Genomic DNA, 14,842 nt, shown 5'->3' with positions numbered 1-14,842 from the left:
TTTACCAATCTAAGTATGTTATTGCAGTAAATATTCAAATTTATAGGGTCAATTAAATGTATAAAAATGTAACCTATCTATCGTAACAAAGGCCTGATTGATATACTAAAGATCAAATAGGAAATTGAGAATGCAATGAGCAACAAACGACTTTTATTTATTCCAGTATCGTCACCAGAAGGAATTGGTGAATATATGCGCTCGTTGTCGTTGGCTAATGGGTTACTCGCCGAATTTGCTGGGATGCTTGATATTCATTTTATTTTAAATAAGTATACAGCCTACGCTGATAATTGCCCCTTTGATACCACCTTACTTGAGACTTCAGCAACCAAAGAAGTTACATTAGTGTGCGACTTTATTACTGCATACAAACCAGACGTAGTTGTATTTGATTGTGCTGGGCGCGCAGCACACATGAAAGCGGCAAAAGAGGTTGGCGCTAAAGTTGTTTTTATCTCTCAACATGAAAAAAAGCGCGCAAAAGGGTTAAAGCTAAACCGTGCAAATTTAATTGATGCGCATTGGGTTGTACAGCCAGATTATTGCATTGCGCCTTTAAGTTGGGTGGAAAATACAAAGCTAGATATGTTTCCCCTTGCTCACCCGTATAATGTTGGCCCTTTCGTTGCACACGCTTCAGTTGAGCAAAAAAAGCAAGTTTTAAACAAATATGGGCTTGAAGAGAATAACTACTTATTAGTAAATGCAGGCTCTGGTGGGCATACATTTAATAATTTAAATTGTGCAGACACCTACTTCGAGACCGCGCTTAAAGCGGGAAAAAAAACGGGTTTAAAAACAGTGGTCGTGTTTGGTTCTAATTATACAAAAAGAATACCAAAAACAAGCGAGCTTATTTGTTTAACAAGTTTAGAGGGAACGGATTTTTTAGCCTTGTTGAGTCAGGCTAAGCTGGCTTTATTAAGTGCTGGTGATACTTTGTTGCAGGCTATTGCATTGCAAACCCCTGTAATAGCTTGCGCTATTTCAAAGGATCAACACGCTCGCCTAGAAAATTGTGTTAATACAGGTGTAGTTATTAAAGCAAGCCTTAATGCTGATGATATAGTCTCTAAAATTGAACACGCAATAGAAGATAGTCGCTACAAATCCCTCTTAATTAAATACCATAAATTAGAGAACCCTCAAAGCTATAGCGTAATTACCAGTGCTGTAAAAAATATGCTCGTAGGAAGCCATGCATGAACATTGTGATAGTAATTGACTCTCTTGTTGGCGGTGGCGCAGAAAAAGTGATGCTTACTTTGGCTGAGCAGCTTGTTGAACTTGAGCATCATGTTACTTTATTGTCACTTGCAAGCTCCATTGAATACGATATTCCTGAATGCGTTAAGGTCGATAGTTTATTTTCTGATAGGGCTTCAAAAGTAGACCGTTTTTGGAACATAAATAAAAGCGTTGTAATGTTAGAAGCCTGGTTTAGCAATAAACAACAAGACATAGGCGCGATAGATTTAGTGCTTTCAAATCTTGATAGAAGTAATAATTTACTTGCTAAAAGTGCAGTTAAAAATGTACATTTTGTTGTACATAACTCAGTCAACGCAGAGCTGGCTAGGCAAAAAAAATTAGGCCCGTTTTCTTATCGCTATCTTAAAAAATCAAAACAAAACCTAAATGGTAAGTCACTCGTTTGTGTATCCAAAGGGGTAGAGCAAGAAATCATCGAAGGCGATTTAATTACGCCAAGCGCAATAACTACTATTTATAATCCATTTAACTTAGCTGAAATAAAACGCCAATCAGATGAAATTAATACGGCTATCCCGCAGTCTCCTTATTTAATTCATGTTGGTCGCTTAGCTAAGCAAAAGCGCCACGATATTTTATTTGCAGCATTTGCCAAACTTGATAAAAAATACAAATTAGTGCTTTTGTGTAATAAGCCAGCGAAAGCGTTTAAGCTTGCAAAAGAGTATGGTATTGCAGAGCGATTAGTTGTCCCCGGGTTTGAACAAAACCCGTATAATTGGATTAAACACGCGCAGGTATTAGTTTTAAGCTCTGACTTTGAGGGGTTGCCAACAGTGTTAATTGAAGCGTTAGCAGTGGGTACACCTGTAGTGAGTACTGATTGTACCTTCGGGCCGAGTGAAATATTAACAGGCGAGCTGGCTAATTACTTAGTACCTGTAGGAAATAGCGAAGAGCTAGCGGCTAAAATAAAACACGTTTTAGCAAATAAGCCGAGCGTGGAAAGCGCCTATATTTTGCAAAAAGTGAGTGCTGAGCAAGTTTCTCAACAGTATTTAGCGCTAAGCAGATAGCTTTTGCTTATAAATAGTATGCAAAGTTTTCCAGTCGTTACCTTGCCAATAAAAGCTATTGTTCCGGCCTTGTTCTTTTAAAAATGAACGTGCAAGGCGAGCCATATTAGCTTGCTGCCACTGTGCGTTTGGCTGCTTAATTTCACCCCGGTCAAAGTCGATAACATATACGTCGCCATCTTCATTAAATAAAATATTATTGATATTTAAATCAGCGTGGTATACCCCTTTAATATGAAATAACGCAAGAGTGCTGGCTATATTTTCAAGCTCATCATTATTTAAAGGGCGCTCAATTAAAATGTCGAGCAGGCTTTTAGCGCCGCTTACCGCTTGTGTAATTATATCGCCGCGGTAAATCAAACCATTGTGAAATACTTTAGCTGCAATGGGCTTAGGCACATTTAGGCCAAGTTCAATAAGCTTTATCATTAAGCTAAATTCTTTGTAAACGCGCGTATTTTCAAGGCCAGGGTAAAGGTATTGATCGCTTAATACCTTACCAACTAATCCACCGCGCCAATAATGCCTGAGCACAGCGGTTAAGTTATCGTGTTTAAAAAACCATGCCGTAGCACGGCCTTTTTTAGCACCCACTATTTTATTTTGCTGTTGCCAATAAGTTGCATCAAACCAGTTTATATCAACAAGGTTTAAATAATCTGGATGGCTTAAAATAGTGTGCTTGCCTTGCTTTAGTGTATTAAACATAGCTTGTTAAAATAATTCAATAATGTGCCTATATTAACGTGTTTTATGGCGCAGGATAAGTGCTTGCATTAACGCGAGTATAATTTAAGATCTTAACCTATTATTTAAAGCCTAACGGAATGCGTGACTCAAGTGCCTAATTACTCCTCTATTTGTATTTTAAGACTCTCAGCTATTGGTGATGTTTGCCATGCGGTTAGTGCTGTTCAAGCAATTCAAAAAGCGCACCCTTATGCAAAAATAACCTGGGTAATGGGTAAAGTAGAGGCTATGTTACTTGCTGATTTACCAGGCGTAGAGCTGGTAATTTTTGATAAAAAAGAAGGTAACGCTGCGCTTAAAAAATTAAAAAACACCTTTAAAGGTAAGCAGTTTGACGTACTTCTTAATATGCAGGTGGCATTAAGAGCAGGCTTTGTAGCACGCTGTATACCTGCAAAAGTAAAAATAGGATTTGATTGGGCGCGCTCAAAAGAGCTACACAGCTTATTTATAAATAAACGCATAGCAGCGCAAAAAGAGTCGCATGTATTAGAGGGCTTTAAAGGTTTTGCTAATGCAATAGGTGTCGATGATTACACGCCTTCATGGCAAATGCCTTACAGCACACAAGATCAAAGCAGAGCAGACGAGTTATTAGGGCAAGAGTATTTAGCTAACAAGCTATTTGTTATCTCGCCAGCGGCTAGTAAAGCTCAGCGCAATTGGTTGCCTGAACGCTATGCTGCACTAGCTGAGCACGCACACGCGGAAGGTTTTAACGTTGCTTTAACCGGCGGGCCTACCGAGCTTGAAGTAAACTTAGCGAATAATATTATTAAACATTGCAACAGCCCTATTTTAAATTTAGTTGGCAAAACTAAGCTTAAAGAGCTGTTATGTGTATTAAAAAGAGCTGATTTAGTACTTGCCCCCGATACCGGGCCTGCTCATATGGCAGTAACCGTTGGCACGCCTGTTATTGGTTTATATGCGCATTCAAACCCTGCACGTACAGGCCCCTATTTATACCAAAACTACGTCGTTGAGGTTTATCATCAAAACTTACTTAATCAAACCGGTAAAACGGCGCAGCAAGTACCGTGGGGGACCCGCGTTAAAGGCGATGATTTAATGAGCCAGATAAGCGTAGAAAGCGTAAAGGCAATGTTTGACCATGTTGTAAAAAAAGAGTCATTAAAATGAGCCTACAACAAAATAAAGCCCTTTTTTTAGACCGTGATGGAGTCGTTAATATTGATCATGGTTATGTATATAAAAGTGAAGATTTTGAATTTATTGACGGTGTATTTAGTACCTGTAAAGCATTTTACGATGCAGGCTATAAAATAATCATAGTGACCAACCAATCGGGGATTGGGCGAGGATATTACACACAACACGATTTCCTAATGCTTACAGGTTGGATGAAAAACCAATTTAGTGCGCATGACATCGAAGTGGCCGATGTATACTTTTGTCCTCACCACCCAAAAAAGGCATTACCTGAGTATTTAAAACAGTGTAATTGCAGAAAGCCCGCACCGGGTATGTTGCTTGAGGGTATTGATACCCATAGCATCGACCCAAAAAAAAGTATTATGGTGGGCGACAAGCTTAGTGATATGCAAGCGGCCAGTAACGCCTGTATTGGCGTAAAAGTATTAGTAAGGTCTGGTAAAAATTTACCGAGCGATGCACCTCAACATGCTGATTTAGTTATTGATTCAATCAATGAGTTAACTGCACTTTTAAGCAGGTAAATAACCCTACCCTAATTGGCTGTAAACTGGCAGGAATTCCTGCCAGTCAGCCACTTTGCGACGAACTGCAAACCGTGCATTTTCTTCGCTAAACTTTTACAATACCCCCCATCTTAAACAGTAACTAAAATGTTGTTGTTTACCCGTTCAATTAAATGGAGAACACAGATGAGAGCATCTGCTTTTTTTAGCCAGCTACAACAGCAAATTGAAGACGTAAAATCAGAAGGTTTGTACAAAAACGAACGTATTATTAAGTCTCAGCAACAAGCTCAAATAGAAGTTGCCTCAGGTAGTGTTATTAACTTCTGTGCTAACAATTACTTAGGTTTAGCTAATAGCCCAGAGCTAATTGAAGCTGCCCAAAATGGCTTAAGTAAGCATGGTTTTGGTGTGGCCTCTGTGCGCTTTATTTGTGGTACGCAAGATATTCACAAAACATTGGAACAAAAAATTAGTGCATTTTTAGAAACCGAAGACACCATTTTATATTCGTCATGCTTTGATGCTAATACTGGCCTATTCGAAACGATTTTAGGCGCAGAAGATGCCATTATCTCTGATTCATTAAACCATGCGTCAATTATTGATGGCGTTCGTTTATGTAAAGCTAAGCGTTTTCGCTATGCGAATAACGACATGAGCGATCTTGAAAAGCAACTTATTGCTGCAGACGAAGCGGGTGCTAAAACTAAATTAATTGCAACCGACGGCGTGTTTTCTATGGACGGCGTAATTTGTAATTTAGAAGCCGTGTGCGATTTGGCCGATAAATACGATGCTCTTGTTATGGTTGATGACTCTCACGCAGTTGGTTTTGTTGGCGAAAACGGTAAAGGTACACCAGAGTATTGTAATGTACTTGACCGAGTAGATATTATTACTGGTACATTAGGTAAAGCACTTGGCGGCGCATCAGGTGGTTACACCTCAGGTAAAAAAGAAATTGTTGAATGGCTACGCCAGCGCTCTCGTCCATACTTGTTTTCTAATTCACTAGCTCCTTCGATTGTTACAGCATCGATTAAAGTGCTAGAAATGCTTGAAAATGGCGGCGAACTTCGGGCTAAGCTTTGGTCAAATGCTAAGTACTTCCGTGAACAAATGGAAGCGGCAGGTTTTACCTGCGCAGGTAAAGACCATGCCATTATCCCCGTTATGTTGGGCGACGCTAAAGTGGCATCACTTATGGCAGACAAATTACTTGCAGAAGGCATTTATGTTACTGGCTTTTCATTCCCAGTTGTACCAAAAGGGCAAGCTCGGATTCGTACGCAAATTTCAGCAGCGCACAGTATCGAGCAGCTTGATACAGCGATCGCTGCCTTTACTCGTATTGGTAAAGAAATGGGCGTTATTTAATTTTTTATAAACCGAAGTCTTTTCGGTTTTTTTGTTGAGTGTAATTCATGAAAGCATTATCTAAATTAAAAGCAGAGCCGGGCATTTGGATGACAGATGCGCCAAAACCAGAAGTTGGCCACAACGATCTGCTTATTAAAATTCGCAAAACGGCTATTTGTGGAACCGACGTTCATATTTATAAATGGGACGAATGGGCAAGTAAAACGATTCCTACGCCTATGGTGGTTGGCCATGAATACGTTGGCGAAGTGGTTGATATGGGACAAGAAGTTCGTGGTTTTGCTGTTGGTGACCGCGTATCTGGTGAAGGGCATATAACGTGTGGACATTGTCGAAACTGTCGTGCAGGGCGTGTTCATTTATGTCGCAATACCACAGGTGTTGGCGTTAACCGCGAAGGCGCGTTTGCTGAATATTTGGTGATCCCTGCATTTAACGCGTTTAAAATTCCAGATAACATTTCAGATGAACTAGCGTCTATTTTTGACCCATTTGGCAATGCGGTACACACAGCGCTTTCGTTTGATTTAGTGGGTGAAGATGTCCTTATTACAGGCGCTGGTCCAATTGGTATTATGGCTGCGGCCGTTGCTAAACATGTAGGCGCGCGTCATGTAGTAATTACTGATGTAAATGAATATCGCTTAGAGCTTGCTCGTAAAATGGGTGCAACTCGCGCGGTAAATGTTGCCAACGAAAAGCTTGAAGAGGTTATGACCGATTTAGGCATGACAGAAGGCTTTGATATTGGCCTTGAAATGTCAGGCGTGCCAAGCGCATTCAATTCAATGCTTAATAACATGAACCACGGTGGTAAAATTGCCATGTTAGGTATTCCGCCATCAGATATGGCGGTAGATTGGAACCAAGTTATTTTTAAAGGTTTAGTGATTAAAGGTATTTATGGTCGCGAAATGTTTGAAACCTGGTACAAAATGGCAAGTTTGATTCAGTCAGGTCTTAATTTAAGCCCAATCATAACGCATCAGTATTCTGTAGATGACTTCCAAGCTGGCTTTGATATGATGATTTCAGGTCAGTCAGGAAAAGTAATTTTAAATTGGGATTAATTCCATAAAAAATTACAAGAAGGGCGGCTATGGCCGCCTTTTTTATTTTATTTATTAAAGAGAGTTCAATGGCATTTAAACATATATCGATTGCGCAAACGCATGAGTTATTAGACAAAGAAGACGTAGTAATTGCAGATATACGCGATCCTAACTCATATCAAGCGGGCCATATCCCAGGCTCTGAGGCATTATCAAATGCCAATATTGCACAGTTTATGATGGAAAAAGAGTTCGATCAGCCCATTATTATTGTGTGTTACCACGGTATGAGCTCGCAAGGTGCTGCAAGTTATTTAGTTGAGCAAGGTTTTGAGGATGTATATAGCATGGATGGCGGTTTTACAGCTTGGGAAGCAGCCTACAGCGAGAAAGTAGAACGATGATAGAACTTGGCAGTTTAAATAACCCGCGTGCCGCACAAGGCTTTATAGATTATTTAAAAAGCCAAGGTTTAGATGGGCGCCTACATTCAACCGATGGTAGCCATGTTGTTATTAGTGTATCTGAAGAGCATTTTCACCAGGTACAACCGCTTTGGGTTGAGTTTACTCAAAATCCCTCTCATCCACGATATCAGCAAGCTTCTTGGCATGTAGGTAGTACGCAATCGCCCCTAAAGTATCAAGGGCAATCGCTAAATCTCATAGCGCGATTTAAAGCGCTGAGTTGGCTTAATCAGTCAGTCAGTGTATTTAGTATTGTTATTTATGTTGCGTTTTTATTGGGTGGGTTTGAGAGTATTTATTCTGCATTACAATTTGATCCTTCGTCTCCTATAACTTGGTTAACGCCGGCCTTGGTTCACTTTAGCGCAATCCATATAGTGTTTAATTTAATATGGTGGGTATCGCTTGGAGATAATATTGAAAAGCAATGTGGAAAATTGAGTCTAATAGGGCTGTTTTTTGTTACTGCTTTAATCAGTAGCTGGGCGCAATATTTAAATGTTGGGCCTAATTTTGGCGGTTTAAGTGGCGTGGTATACGGCTTGCTAGGTTATTGTTGGATTCATAGTTTTTTAAACCCGCATAAACCGGCATTAGTGAGTACCTCAATTGTAGGTTTTATGCTTGTTTGGTTAGTGCTTGGCTTTGCTGATGTGTTGTTTTTTGGAATGGCTAATTGGGCACACTTAGGTGGACTTGTGAGCGGAATGGCGTTTGCCTATACCGCCCAACTATTTACTAATGAGCCTAAAGGTAGTTGAACTTAGTGGTACAAATACTTAGTAAATAATACTTCACGAATAATCTCTTGGCCTGTTTCTTCTTTTAACAGGCTTTTTAATTTTTCTATGCATTTTGCGCGAATTTCTTCGCGACCAGTTAATGACTTTATTTTTTCTTCAGGCTCTTTCGATAAAATTTCTACAATAGCGTCTCTTAATAAAGGGGTGTGATGTTCAACAACAGCGATGTCTGAATTATCACTTAGCATTAAGTCAACGGTAACGCGCACATAACCCATTTTTTTACTTGATGCGCCAATATAATTAGTGATTATGTCAGGTTCAAAACCAAAGTAACCAACCGTTGACTCTGCTCGGGCACTCAGGCTCACTAAACTCATAATTAATGTAAAAAGACCCACGTATACTATTTTTTTCATATTTAAAGCGTTTCCGAAAACATGTTGTAAATAGTTTATACTTAATAATAGGTAATAAACAGCGCCAAGCAATTATTTATATTAGTTACTTGGGTTAGTGAATAGGCTCTTTTTCAAATGCTTAGGTAATGTTATCATTTACTTGGATTATATTTTATTGAGTTATTGTGGCAACTTTTCCTTTATCTTTATCAGCTAACTGGCTATCGGCTATACAAACCGATGACTTTACACCTACAGAGCGAGAATGGCTTTTTGAGCCGCGCTCTTTAACCGCTAAACTAAAAAGTAAAGCAACTTCTTTTAGTGTAAAAGTACTCAGCGAACAGACATTTAATTTAAGCCATGAACAGCAGCAATTACTAGACTGCAAAACGTCATCGGCGTTAAACAGAGAAGTGCTTTTATTATGCGATAATCACCCCATGGTTTACGCTCAAAGTTGGCTCCCGAATAACCAAACTCACAACTCGCTTCATAATATGGGAGAGCGTCCCTTAGGCGATGTTATTTTTCAACAGCCCGAGCTTGTTCGTCAAAATATTGAAATAGCCCGTTTCGATAACAACCATTCAATACAAAATTTAGTGGCACAGCAAAATTTGCCAATACAAACATTATTAGGTCGCCGCAGTGTGTTTTCGTTAAGTGAGTATCAATTTTTGGTGGCGGAAGTATTTTTACCTGGAGCGTATCTTTACTTATGAAATTAGCAGGTTTAAAAGCTAAGCACTTTTCTTATTATTTACAGCTTATGCGTGTTGATAAGCCAATAGGTACTTTATTGCTTTTATGGCCAACATATTGGGCTTTATGGCTTGCCAATAGCGGTACGCCGAGCTTAATTAATTTTATAGTGTTTACTTTGGGTGTTGTAGTAATGCGCAGTGCAGGCTGTGTGATAAATGATTTTGCAGATAGAAAAGTAGATGGCTCTGTAAAACGTACAGCTCAACGTCCTCTTGCATCTGGTACGGTAGCAAGCGCAGAAGCACTAAGTTTATTTTTATTACTGATCTTTGTAGCGTTTATTTTGGTTTTAATGCTAAATGTTAACACCATTTTATTGTCTTTTGGTGCGCTTGCGCTCGCGTTTTGCTATCCGTTTATGAAGCGCTACACCCAATTGCCGCAAGTCGTGCTCGGGGCCGCATTTGGTTGGGCAATTCCGATGGCTTATATGGCATCTATTGATGCATTACCCATACAGGCTTGGTTGCTGTTTACTGCTAATGTATGTTGGACGGTTGCGTACGATACTATGTATGCCATGGTTGATAGAGATGATGATGTAAAAATTGGTGTTAAATCGACCGCTATTTTATTTGGTCGCTTCGACCGCCATATCATTTTTATATTAAATGCTTTATTTATCGCACTTATAACTTATATAGGTTCGATTAATCATTTAGGTATGCCGTTTTGGGGCGGGCTACTAATTGCAGTTACGTTGCTTATTTATCAACACGTGTTAATTTTAAGGCGAGATAGAGACGCATGCTTTAAAGCATTTTTAAACAACCATTATGTTGGTATGGCTATTTTTGCTGGTTTACTATTCTCGTACCCCATTAACATTTAGTTATATTAACGAGGTGGATCAATAATTCCGCTAATTGATGCGTTTTTTCTAAACCAGCCAGCAATTGAATACCGATTATCTACTGCTGGTAATACTTCGTGGACAAAGCGCTCGCTTTCAAATAAAACTAACGTTCCTGCCTCTGGCGCAATAGTCACTTCAATGTCTTTGCTTTTTGGCTTATAAATTACAAGTTCACCGCCCTCGCCTGGTGTATTTAAATAAAAAACGCTGGTAAATACTCTATTTGAGCGTCCTTTAAAGGCATCGACATGCTTTTTATAAAAGTCACCCTGAGTGTATTTTGCATAGTGACATTCATAATCAAATAGCCCCATAAAAAAAGTGCGATTGAGCGTTGTGCGAATACTCTCCATAACAGCTAGGTAGGTTAATTGTGCTTGGGATGACCCATCAAACCAATAAGTTTTATCTTTTCGAATATTATCGTCAATTTGTAAATGATTTAAACGACCAATACCAGCAAGGCTAAAGTGCGGATTTATACGATAACAATCAGCCATTAAATCAGCTATTAGTTCATTGTTTATGGCATTGGGTATAACTGTATAACCGCGGTTTTCAATATCGTTATAAAACGCACCATCGGTTGAAAAGTTGATCATTTATGTGGTTCTTTTTTTGAAGGTGCGCCAGTTTAGCCGAAAAAGAGTAAAAAGCTATTGTTTTGTGCTGCACCTATTTCAAAAATAACAATGGATTAATTAATTGTTGTGGCTGCTTTTTTTATGAGTGAAAGTAAATGTGCCAAGTGTTCAGTAACAGCTGTTTGTTGATTTGTTTGAACAACTAACTGCTCATGGCTTAGGTCTTTATTTGTTTTTAACTGAACCAGGTCGGTGTGCTCTGCCACTGTGTTTGCATGTTCAATACTGGCGATTGCAAAACTATCTGATTTAGTAATGCCCGATATAACCTGTTCAATACTGCCCATTTTAATAGTTGATGATTTATTTAAAGAATCAATGGCTTCATTTAGCATGGTTTGAACTTGTTTTGACTGAGAGAAACAGCCAAAGGCTGAATAGGAGTCTAGTTCGTGTTTGCTTATGTCACTTTTTTGGGCAAGCGGGTGATGTTTAGATACAAATAAAATAAGCTGATCAGGCAGATGAATATCGCTACCAATACTATTTATAGCTTGAGAATAAACACTAATGTCTATTTCACCTTCTTGAAGCTTACGCGTTAATTCATGCTGTTCTTGTAATTGCATTTCAATTTTTACATGTGGGTACTGCGCTAAAAATTGCCCACATGAAATAGGCACAATATTACTTGCCTTATTTGTGTAACCAATAATAAGTTTTTCATCGGCATTGCCATGAACAGATTGAAACAGGCGCTTTTTGGTGTTTTCTAATTCGCTAAGTGTATTTTTGGCGTAATCAAGAAAAAGTTCGCCTTCAGGAGTCAGTTTTACTGAGCGGGTTGAGCGCGTAACTAGCTCATAGCCCATTTCATCTTCTAGGGTTTGAATACTACGGGTAAGTGCAGAAGTACTAATTTGCGTTTTTTCTGCGGCCTGTCTGAAGTGACGTAGCACACCAAGTGCTACAAATTGTTCTAATTGCTCAAATCTCACTTTATAGTCCCTTTTTATAAGTAAGTTGTGATGTAATGCTACATCAATATTCTGTTTGTTTTACCTGTCTAAACTATTAAAAAATATATGTAAATTTACAACTGATAGATCACACAATATATCTGTTTGCACAATAATAAAAGTGTAAAAATGTTAAAAAGTATTAACCTTTAGACTAAAGGCTAATAATTTAGTATTCACCTAACATCCCTATCTGGCAAAGTTAAAATAATAAGCAGGTATAAATAAAATATTAGATAACTTTATTATGCTAATTAATGAAAAAGTATGCCACAAAGTAGGGCATTGATTAAGCAATAATTAAAATATTTGCACGAATTTTAGTCTTTTAGCTTGTTTTATTGTCAAAGTTTTTGTTTGCTCTGTTACTCAATGGTTTGCTTTCAATATTTTGAAGCTCAATTTCTATTGCATCACATGAAATATGAATTTCAAATAAAGACGTTAATAAAGATAAACTTAAGCAGGTTAGGCTTACGCCAAACAAAATAATACCCGTGGTATTAAACTCAATAAAAAGAGCGAACATAGACAAAGTACACAATAAAAAGGAGCCTACACCGTAAACTTGCATCGTTCTTATTAGTTTTATACGTTTTCTTAAATTGGTAATTTGCGCAACAACGACAGGTCGAATTGACTCGCCTTCTCTGGCATTTAATTCTCTGATTAATTGCGCAAGCACTAAAAATCGGTTTGTATAAGCAAGAAGTAATAAAGATATCGCTGGAAAAAGTAGACCCGGGGTTGTAAGTGTCATGCTTGCGCCTTTTTTGAATATTGTTTAATAACGTTCTCAATACCTTAAAGTATTGTACACACAAAATAATCGAGGTCGATATTGCAAACTCATAAAAACACAACAGATAGTGCATTTAATTGGATAACAATTTACCAAGCAGCCAACACCTTAGAGGCTAATATTGTTAAGGGGTTAATTCAAGCAGGCGGGATAGAGTGTAAAGTTGCAGGAGAAATGCTTCAAGGCGCACTTGGAGAAATTCCTTTCGATCAGGCACAAGTTAGAGTGCAGGTTTATGCGATAAAAGAGCGCCATGCGCGACAAATATTGGTAAACTATCAGCAAGTAAAACAATCCGCTCCAGATTGGGTATGTCCTAACTGTAATGAGCATAATGGATCAACATTTGATTTTTGTTGGTCATGTGAGACGTTAAAGAATGACTAAAGCAAATAATTTTCAGCGTATTAGAGAGCTAAACTATTTACAAAAAGCGGTATTAGCAAGTGCGCTAATTGAACGTATGTTGCCAAATTACGGCTTATTTAGTGAAGCTACGGGGTTTGGTGATGAAACGTTACTTCGTAATGCGCTTAATGTTTGTTGGGAAAAAATCTTGCTACCAAAAAGTAAGATCGATTTAGAAAAGCAAGTTGAAAAAGTGGAACCTAATGTTCCAGAGCTGGCTGATTTTGATATGTTTGGTACATACCCGGCTATTGATGCGGCAACGTCATTACTGAGCTTGATGCATGGCTTAATGGCACAAGACGATAAAGAATTTGTAAGCGTTAGTAAAATTTCGCAAGCAACCGTTGCGCGCTTTATTGAATACCAAATGACAGTAGACGGTGAAATTGCAGACAATACCGCTGTTAGGGAACACCCTTTGATGCAGTATGAAATTGAAGTGTTAGCTGAGCTTATTGATTTTGTTGAAAATATGGGGCGTATTACTTCAGATAGTGTAAAAGCGCTGAAAAAATTTGCTGTTGTTGATGGTCAAACAAATATTGGTTTGACGTTATAAACAAATTAAGTAACTTGAACTTTGATTAAGTAGTGATAAAAAAGCGGGAGAAGTACAATGCGAATTTTAGGCATTGAATCGTCATGTGATGAGACTGGTATTGCAATTTATGATGATGAAAAAGGTTTATTAGCTCATCAATTATACAGCCAAGTAAAAGTGCATGCTGACTACGGTGGTGTGGTTCCTGAGCTTGCGTCACGCGATCATGTGCGTAAAACTCTACCTCTTATTGATGCCGCATTTGCTCAAGCGGGGTGTGGCCCTGAAGATTTAGATGGTATTGCTTATACCGCTGGCCCAGGCTTGGTTGGGGCGCTGTTAGTGGGTACTTCAATTGGTCGCTCTTTGGCTTATGGCTGGGATATTCCTGCTGTTGCGGTTCATCATATGGAGGGGCACTTACTTGCTCCTATGCTTGAAGAAAACGTACCTGAATTTCCGTTCATTGCGTTACTTGTTTCTGGTGGCCATACCATGATGGTAAAAGTTGAAGGCATTGGTCAATACGAAGTACTGGGCGAGTCTGTTGATGATGCTGCAGGTGAAGCGTTTGACAAAACAGCTAAGTTATTAGGTCTTGATTACCCAGGAGGCCCTCGCTTAGCTAAATTAGCAGAGCAGGGTGTGCCAAAACGATTTATCTTTCCTCGTCCAATGACTGATAAGCCAGGCCTTGATTTTAGCTTTAGTGGCTTAAAAACTGCGGCGTCGATTACCATTCGTGAAAATGATGAAGACGAGCAAACTAAAGCTGACATAGCTCATGCATTTCAAACCGCCGTTATTGATACGTTAGTTATTAAATGTAAGCGAGCGCTTAAGCAAACAGGCATCAAACGTTTAGTTATTGCAGGTGGAGTAAGCGCAAATACCCAGCTTAGGCTTCAGCTTGAGCGTGTGATGCAAGGGATGAAAGGTGAGGTTTATTATCCGCGTACAGAGTTTTGTACAGATAACGGCGCAATGATTGCTTATGCCGGAATGCAGCGTTTAAAAGCAGGTCAGTTTGCAACCCTCGATATGAAAACCAAGCCACGTTGGCCAATAGACAGCCTCGAGCCCATTTAA

18 protein-coding genes are annotated in these 14,842 nt (G+C 38.9%); 13 read left to right on the top strand and 5 right to left on the bottom strand.

Annotation, left to right across the window (positions count from 1 at the left end; all coding sequences use genetic code 11):
- Positions 1–135 precede the first annotated feature (135 nt).
- The gene (locus tag AC27I2_RS14555) at positions 136–1,209 is read left to right on the top strand and encodes a glycosyltransferase family 1 protein (RefSeq protein WP_487204677.1); all 1,074 of its coding nucleotides are present in this window, start codon (positions 136–138) and stop codon (positions 1,207–1,209) included.
- Positions 1,206–2,291, top strand: a complete 1,086-nt coding sequence (locus AC27I2_RS14550; protein ID WP_487204676.1) for a glycosyltransferase — start codon at positions 1,206–1,208, stop codon at positions 2,289–2,291. The genes AC27I2_RS14555 and AC27I2_RS14550 overlap by 4 nt, the downstream gene beginning before the upstream one ends.
- Here AC27I2_RS14550 and AC27I2_RS14545 read toward each other — a convergent pair.
- Entirely contained in the window at positions 2,280–3,002 is a 723-nt protein-coding gene (locus AC27I2_RS14545; RefSeq protein ID WP_487204675.1) for a 3-deoxy-D-manno-octulosonic acid kinase, read from the bottom strand. The genes AC27I2_RS14550 and AC27I2_RS14545 overlap by 12 nt on opposite strands.
- Positions 3,003–3,125: 123 nt before the next feature.
- On the opposite strand from AC27I2_RS14545, the gene AC27I2_RS14540 reads away from it, so the two are divergent.
- From AC27I2_RS14540 to glpG, 6 genes are all read left to right on the top strand, one after another.
- Positions 3,126–4,187, top strand: a complete 1,062-nt coding sequence (locus AC27I2_RS14540) for a glycosyltransferase family 9 protein (protein ID WP_487204674.1) — start codon at positions 3,126–3,128, stop codon at positions 4,185–4,187.
- Positions 4,184–4,744, top strand: coding sequence for a D-glycero-beta-D-manno-heptose 1,7-bisphosphate 7-phosphatase (gene gmhB / locus AC27I2_RS14535; RefSeq protein ID WP_487204673.1), 561 nt, complete (start codon positions 4,184–4,186; stop codon positions 4,742–4,744). The genes AC27I2_RS14540 and gmhB overlap by 4 nt, the downstream gene beginning before the upstream one ends.
- A gap of 168 nt (positions 4,745–4,912) precedes the next feature.
- Positions 4,913–6,106 carry a glycine C-acetyltransferase gene (locus AC27I2_RS14530; protein ID WP_487204672.1) on the top strand — a complete coding sequence of 398 codons (1,194 nt, stop codon included), beginning with the start codon at positions 4,913–4,915 and terminating at the stop codon, positions 6,104–6,106.
- A 47-nt stretch (positions 6,107–6,153) separates the two neighbouring features.
- A complete protein-coding gene (gene tdh / locus AC27I2_RS14525; RefSeq protein ID WP_058404927.1) occupies positions 6,154–7,179 on the top strand; it encodes an L-threonine 3-dehydrogenase in 1,026 nt (341 codons plus the stop codon).
- Positions 7,180–7,247: 68 nt separating this feature from the next.
- On the top strand, positions 7,248–7,565 hold the full coding sequence (gene glpE, locus AC27I2_RS14520) for a thiosulfate sulfurtransferase GlpE (RefSeq protein WP_004588558.1): 318 nt from the start codon (positions 7,248–7,250) through the stop codon (positions 7,563–7,565).
- The gene (gene glpG / locus AC27I2_RS14515; RefSeq protein ID WP_487204671.1) at positions 7,562–8,389 is read left to right on the top strand and encodes a rhomboid family intramembrane serine protease GlpG; all 828 of its coding nucleotides are present in this window, start codon (positions 7,562–7,564) and stop codon (positions 8,387–8,389) included. The genes glpE and glpG overlap by 4 nt, the downstream gene beginning before the upstream one ends.
- 2 nt (positions 8,390–8,391) lie before the next feature.
- On the opposite strand, the gene AC27I2_RS14510 is transcribed toward glpG, so the two are convergent.
- Complete coding sequence (locus AC27I2_RS14510; protein WP_058404929.1) at positions 8,392–8,790, bottom strand: flagellar basal body-associated protein FliL; 399 nt, start codon at positions 8,788–8,790, stop codon at positions 8,392–8,394.
- A 167-nt stretch (positions 8,791–8,957) separates the two neighbouring features.
- Between AC27I2_RS14510 and AC27I2_RS14505 the strand changes: the two genes are divergently transcribed.
- Positions 8,958–9,497, top strand: coding sequence for a chorismate--pyruvate lyase family protein (locus tag AC27I2_RS14505; protein ID WP_487204670.1), 540 nt, complete (start codon positions 8,958–8,960; stop codon positions 9,495–9,497).
- Positions 9,494–10,372 carry a 4-hydroxybenzoate octaprenyltransferase gene (ubiA, locus tag AC27I2_RS14500; RefSeq protein ID WP_058404931.1) on the top strand — a complete coding sequence of 293 codons (879 nt, stop codon included), beginning with the start codon at positions 9,494–9,496 and terminating at the stop codon, positions 10,370–10,372. The genes AC27I2_RS14505 and ubiA overlap by 4 nt, the downstream gene beginning before the upstream one ends.
- A gap of 5 nt (positions 10,373–10,377) precedes the next feature.
- Here ubiA and AC27I2_RS14495 read toward each other — a convergent pair whose 3' ends face one another.
- The 3 genes from AC27I2_RS14495 to AC27I2_RS14485 form a co-directional block, all read right to left on the bottom strand.
- On the bottom strand, positions 10,378–10,998 hold the full coding sequence (locus tag AC27I2_RS14495) for a 2OG-Fe(II) oxygenase (protein WP_487204669.1): 621 nt from the start codon (positions 10,996–10,998) through the stop codon (positions 10,378–10,380).
- Positions 10,999–11,093: 95 nt separating this feature from the next.
- Complete coding sequence (locus AC27I2_RS14490; protein WP_219423006.1) at positions 11,094–11,978, bottom strand: LysR family transcriptional regulator; 885 nt, start codon at positions 11,976–11,978, stop codon at positions 11,094–11,096.
- A 349-nt stretch (positions 11,979–12,327) separates the two neighbouring features.
- Positions 12,328–12,759 carry a DUF2721 domain-containing protein gene (locus AC27I2_RS14485; RefSeq protein ID WP_487204668.1) on the bottom strand — a complete coding sequence of 144 codons (432 nt, stop codon included), beginning with the start codon at positions 12,757–12,759 and terminating at the stop codon, positions 12,328–12,330.
- 81 nt (positions 12,760–12,840) lie between these two features.
- Between AC27I2_RS14485 and AC27I2_RS14480 the strand changes: the two genes are divergently transcribed.
- From AC27I2_RS14480 to tsaD, 3 genes are read left to right on the top strand one after another with little or no spacing between them, the layout of a single operon-like run.
- Positions 12,841–13,188, top strand: coding sequence for a putative signal transducing protein (locus tag AC27I2_RS14480; protein WP_058404934.1), 348 nt, complete (start codon positions 12,841–12,843; stop codon positions 13,186–13,188).
- A complete protein-coding gene (locus AC27I2_RS14475; protein ID WP_138527525.1) occupies positions 13,181–13,771 on the top strand; it encodes a YjaG family protein in 591 nt (196 codons plus the stop codon). The genes AC27I2_RS14480 and AC27I2_RS14475 overlap by 8 nt, the downstream gene beginning before the upstream one ends.
- 57 nt (positions 13,772–13,828) lie before the next feature.
- Positions 13,829–14,842, top strand: a complete 1,014-nt coding sequence (tsaD, locus tag AC27I2_RS14470) for a tRNA (adenosine(37)-N6)-threonylcarbamoyltransferase complex transferase subunit TsaD (RefSeq protein WP_058404936.1) — start codon at positions 13,829–13,831, stop codon at positions 14,840–14,842.

Source organism: Pseudoalteromonas sp. NH0006-46 (genome assembly GCF_057547735.1).
The sequence above is the reverse complement of the archived record's forward strand: the minus strand, read 5'-3'. Positions and strand labels throughout refer to the sequence as shown.

What these genes read in the sequence shown, in the direction of transcription:
- AC27I2_RS14555 (WP_487204677.1), top strand. Translation starts at nt 136, where the DNA reads ATGAGCAACAAACGACTTTTATTTATTCCAGTATCGTCACCAGAAGGA.
- AC27I2_RS14550 (WP_487204676.1), top strand. Translation starts at nt 1,206, where the DNA reads ATGAACATTGTGATAGTAATTGACTCTCTTGTTGGCGGTGGCGCAGAA.
- AC27I2_RS14545 (WP_487204675.1), bottom strand. Translation starts at nt 3,002, where the DNA reads ATGTTTAATACACTAAAGCAAGGCAAGCACACTATTTTAAGCCATCCA.
- gmhB (WP_487204673.1), top strand. Translation starts at nt 4,184, where the DNA reads ATGAGCCTACAACAAAATAAAGCCCTTTTTTTAGACCGTGATGGAGTC.
- AC27I2_RS14530 (WP_487204672.1), top strand. Translation starts at nt 4,913, where the DNA reads ATGAGAGCATCTGCTTTTTTTAGCCAGCTACAACAGCAAATTGAAGAC.
- tdh (WP_058404927.1), top strand. Translation starts at nt 6,154, where the DNA reads ATGAAAGCATTATCTAAATTAAAAGCAGAGCCGGGCATTTGGATGACA.
- glpE (WP_004588558.1), top strand. Translation starts at nt 7,248, where the DNA reads ATGGCATTTAAACATATATCGATTGCGCAAACGCATGAGTTATTAGAC.
- glpG (WP_487204671.1), top strand. Translation starts at nt 7,562, where the DNA reads ATGATAGAACTTGGCAGTTTAAATAACCCGCGTGCCGCACAAGGCTTT.
- AC27I2_RS14510 (WP_058404929.1), bottom strand. Translation starts at nt 8,790, where the DNA reads ATGAAAAAAATAGTATACGTGGGTCTTTTTACATTAATTATGAGTTTA.
- ubiA (WP_058404931.1), top strand. Translation starts at nt 9,494, where the DNA reads ATGAAATTAGCAGGTTTAAAAGCTAAGCACTTTTCTTATTATTTACAG.
- AC27I2_RS14495 (WP_487204669.1), bottom strand. Translation starts at nt 10,998, where the DNA reads ATGATCAACTTTTCAACCGATGGTGCGTTTTATAACGATATTGAAAAC.
- AC27I2_RS14485 (WP_487204668.1), bottom strand. Translation starts at nt 12,759, where the DNA reads ATGACACTTACAACCCCGGGTCTACTTTTTCCAGCGATATCTTTATTA.
- AC27I2_RS14475 (WP_138527525.1), top strand. Translation starts at nt 13,181, where the DNA reads ATGACTAAAGCAAATAATTTTCAGCGTATTAGAGAGCTAAACTATTTA.
- tsaD (WP_058404936.1), top strand. Translation starts at nt 13,829, where the DNA reads ATGCGAATTTTAGGCATTGAATCGTCATGTGATGAGACTGGTATTGCA.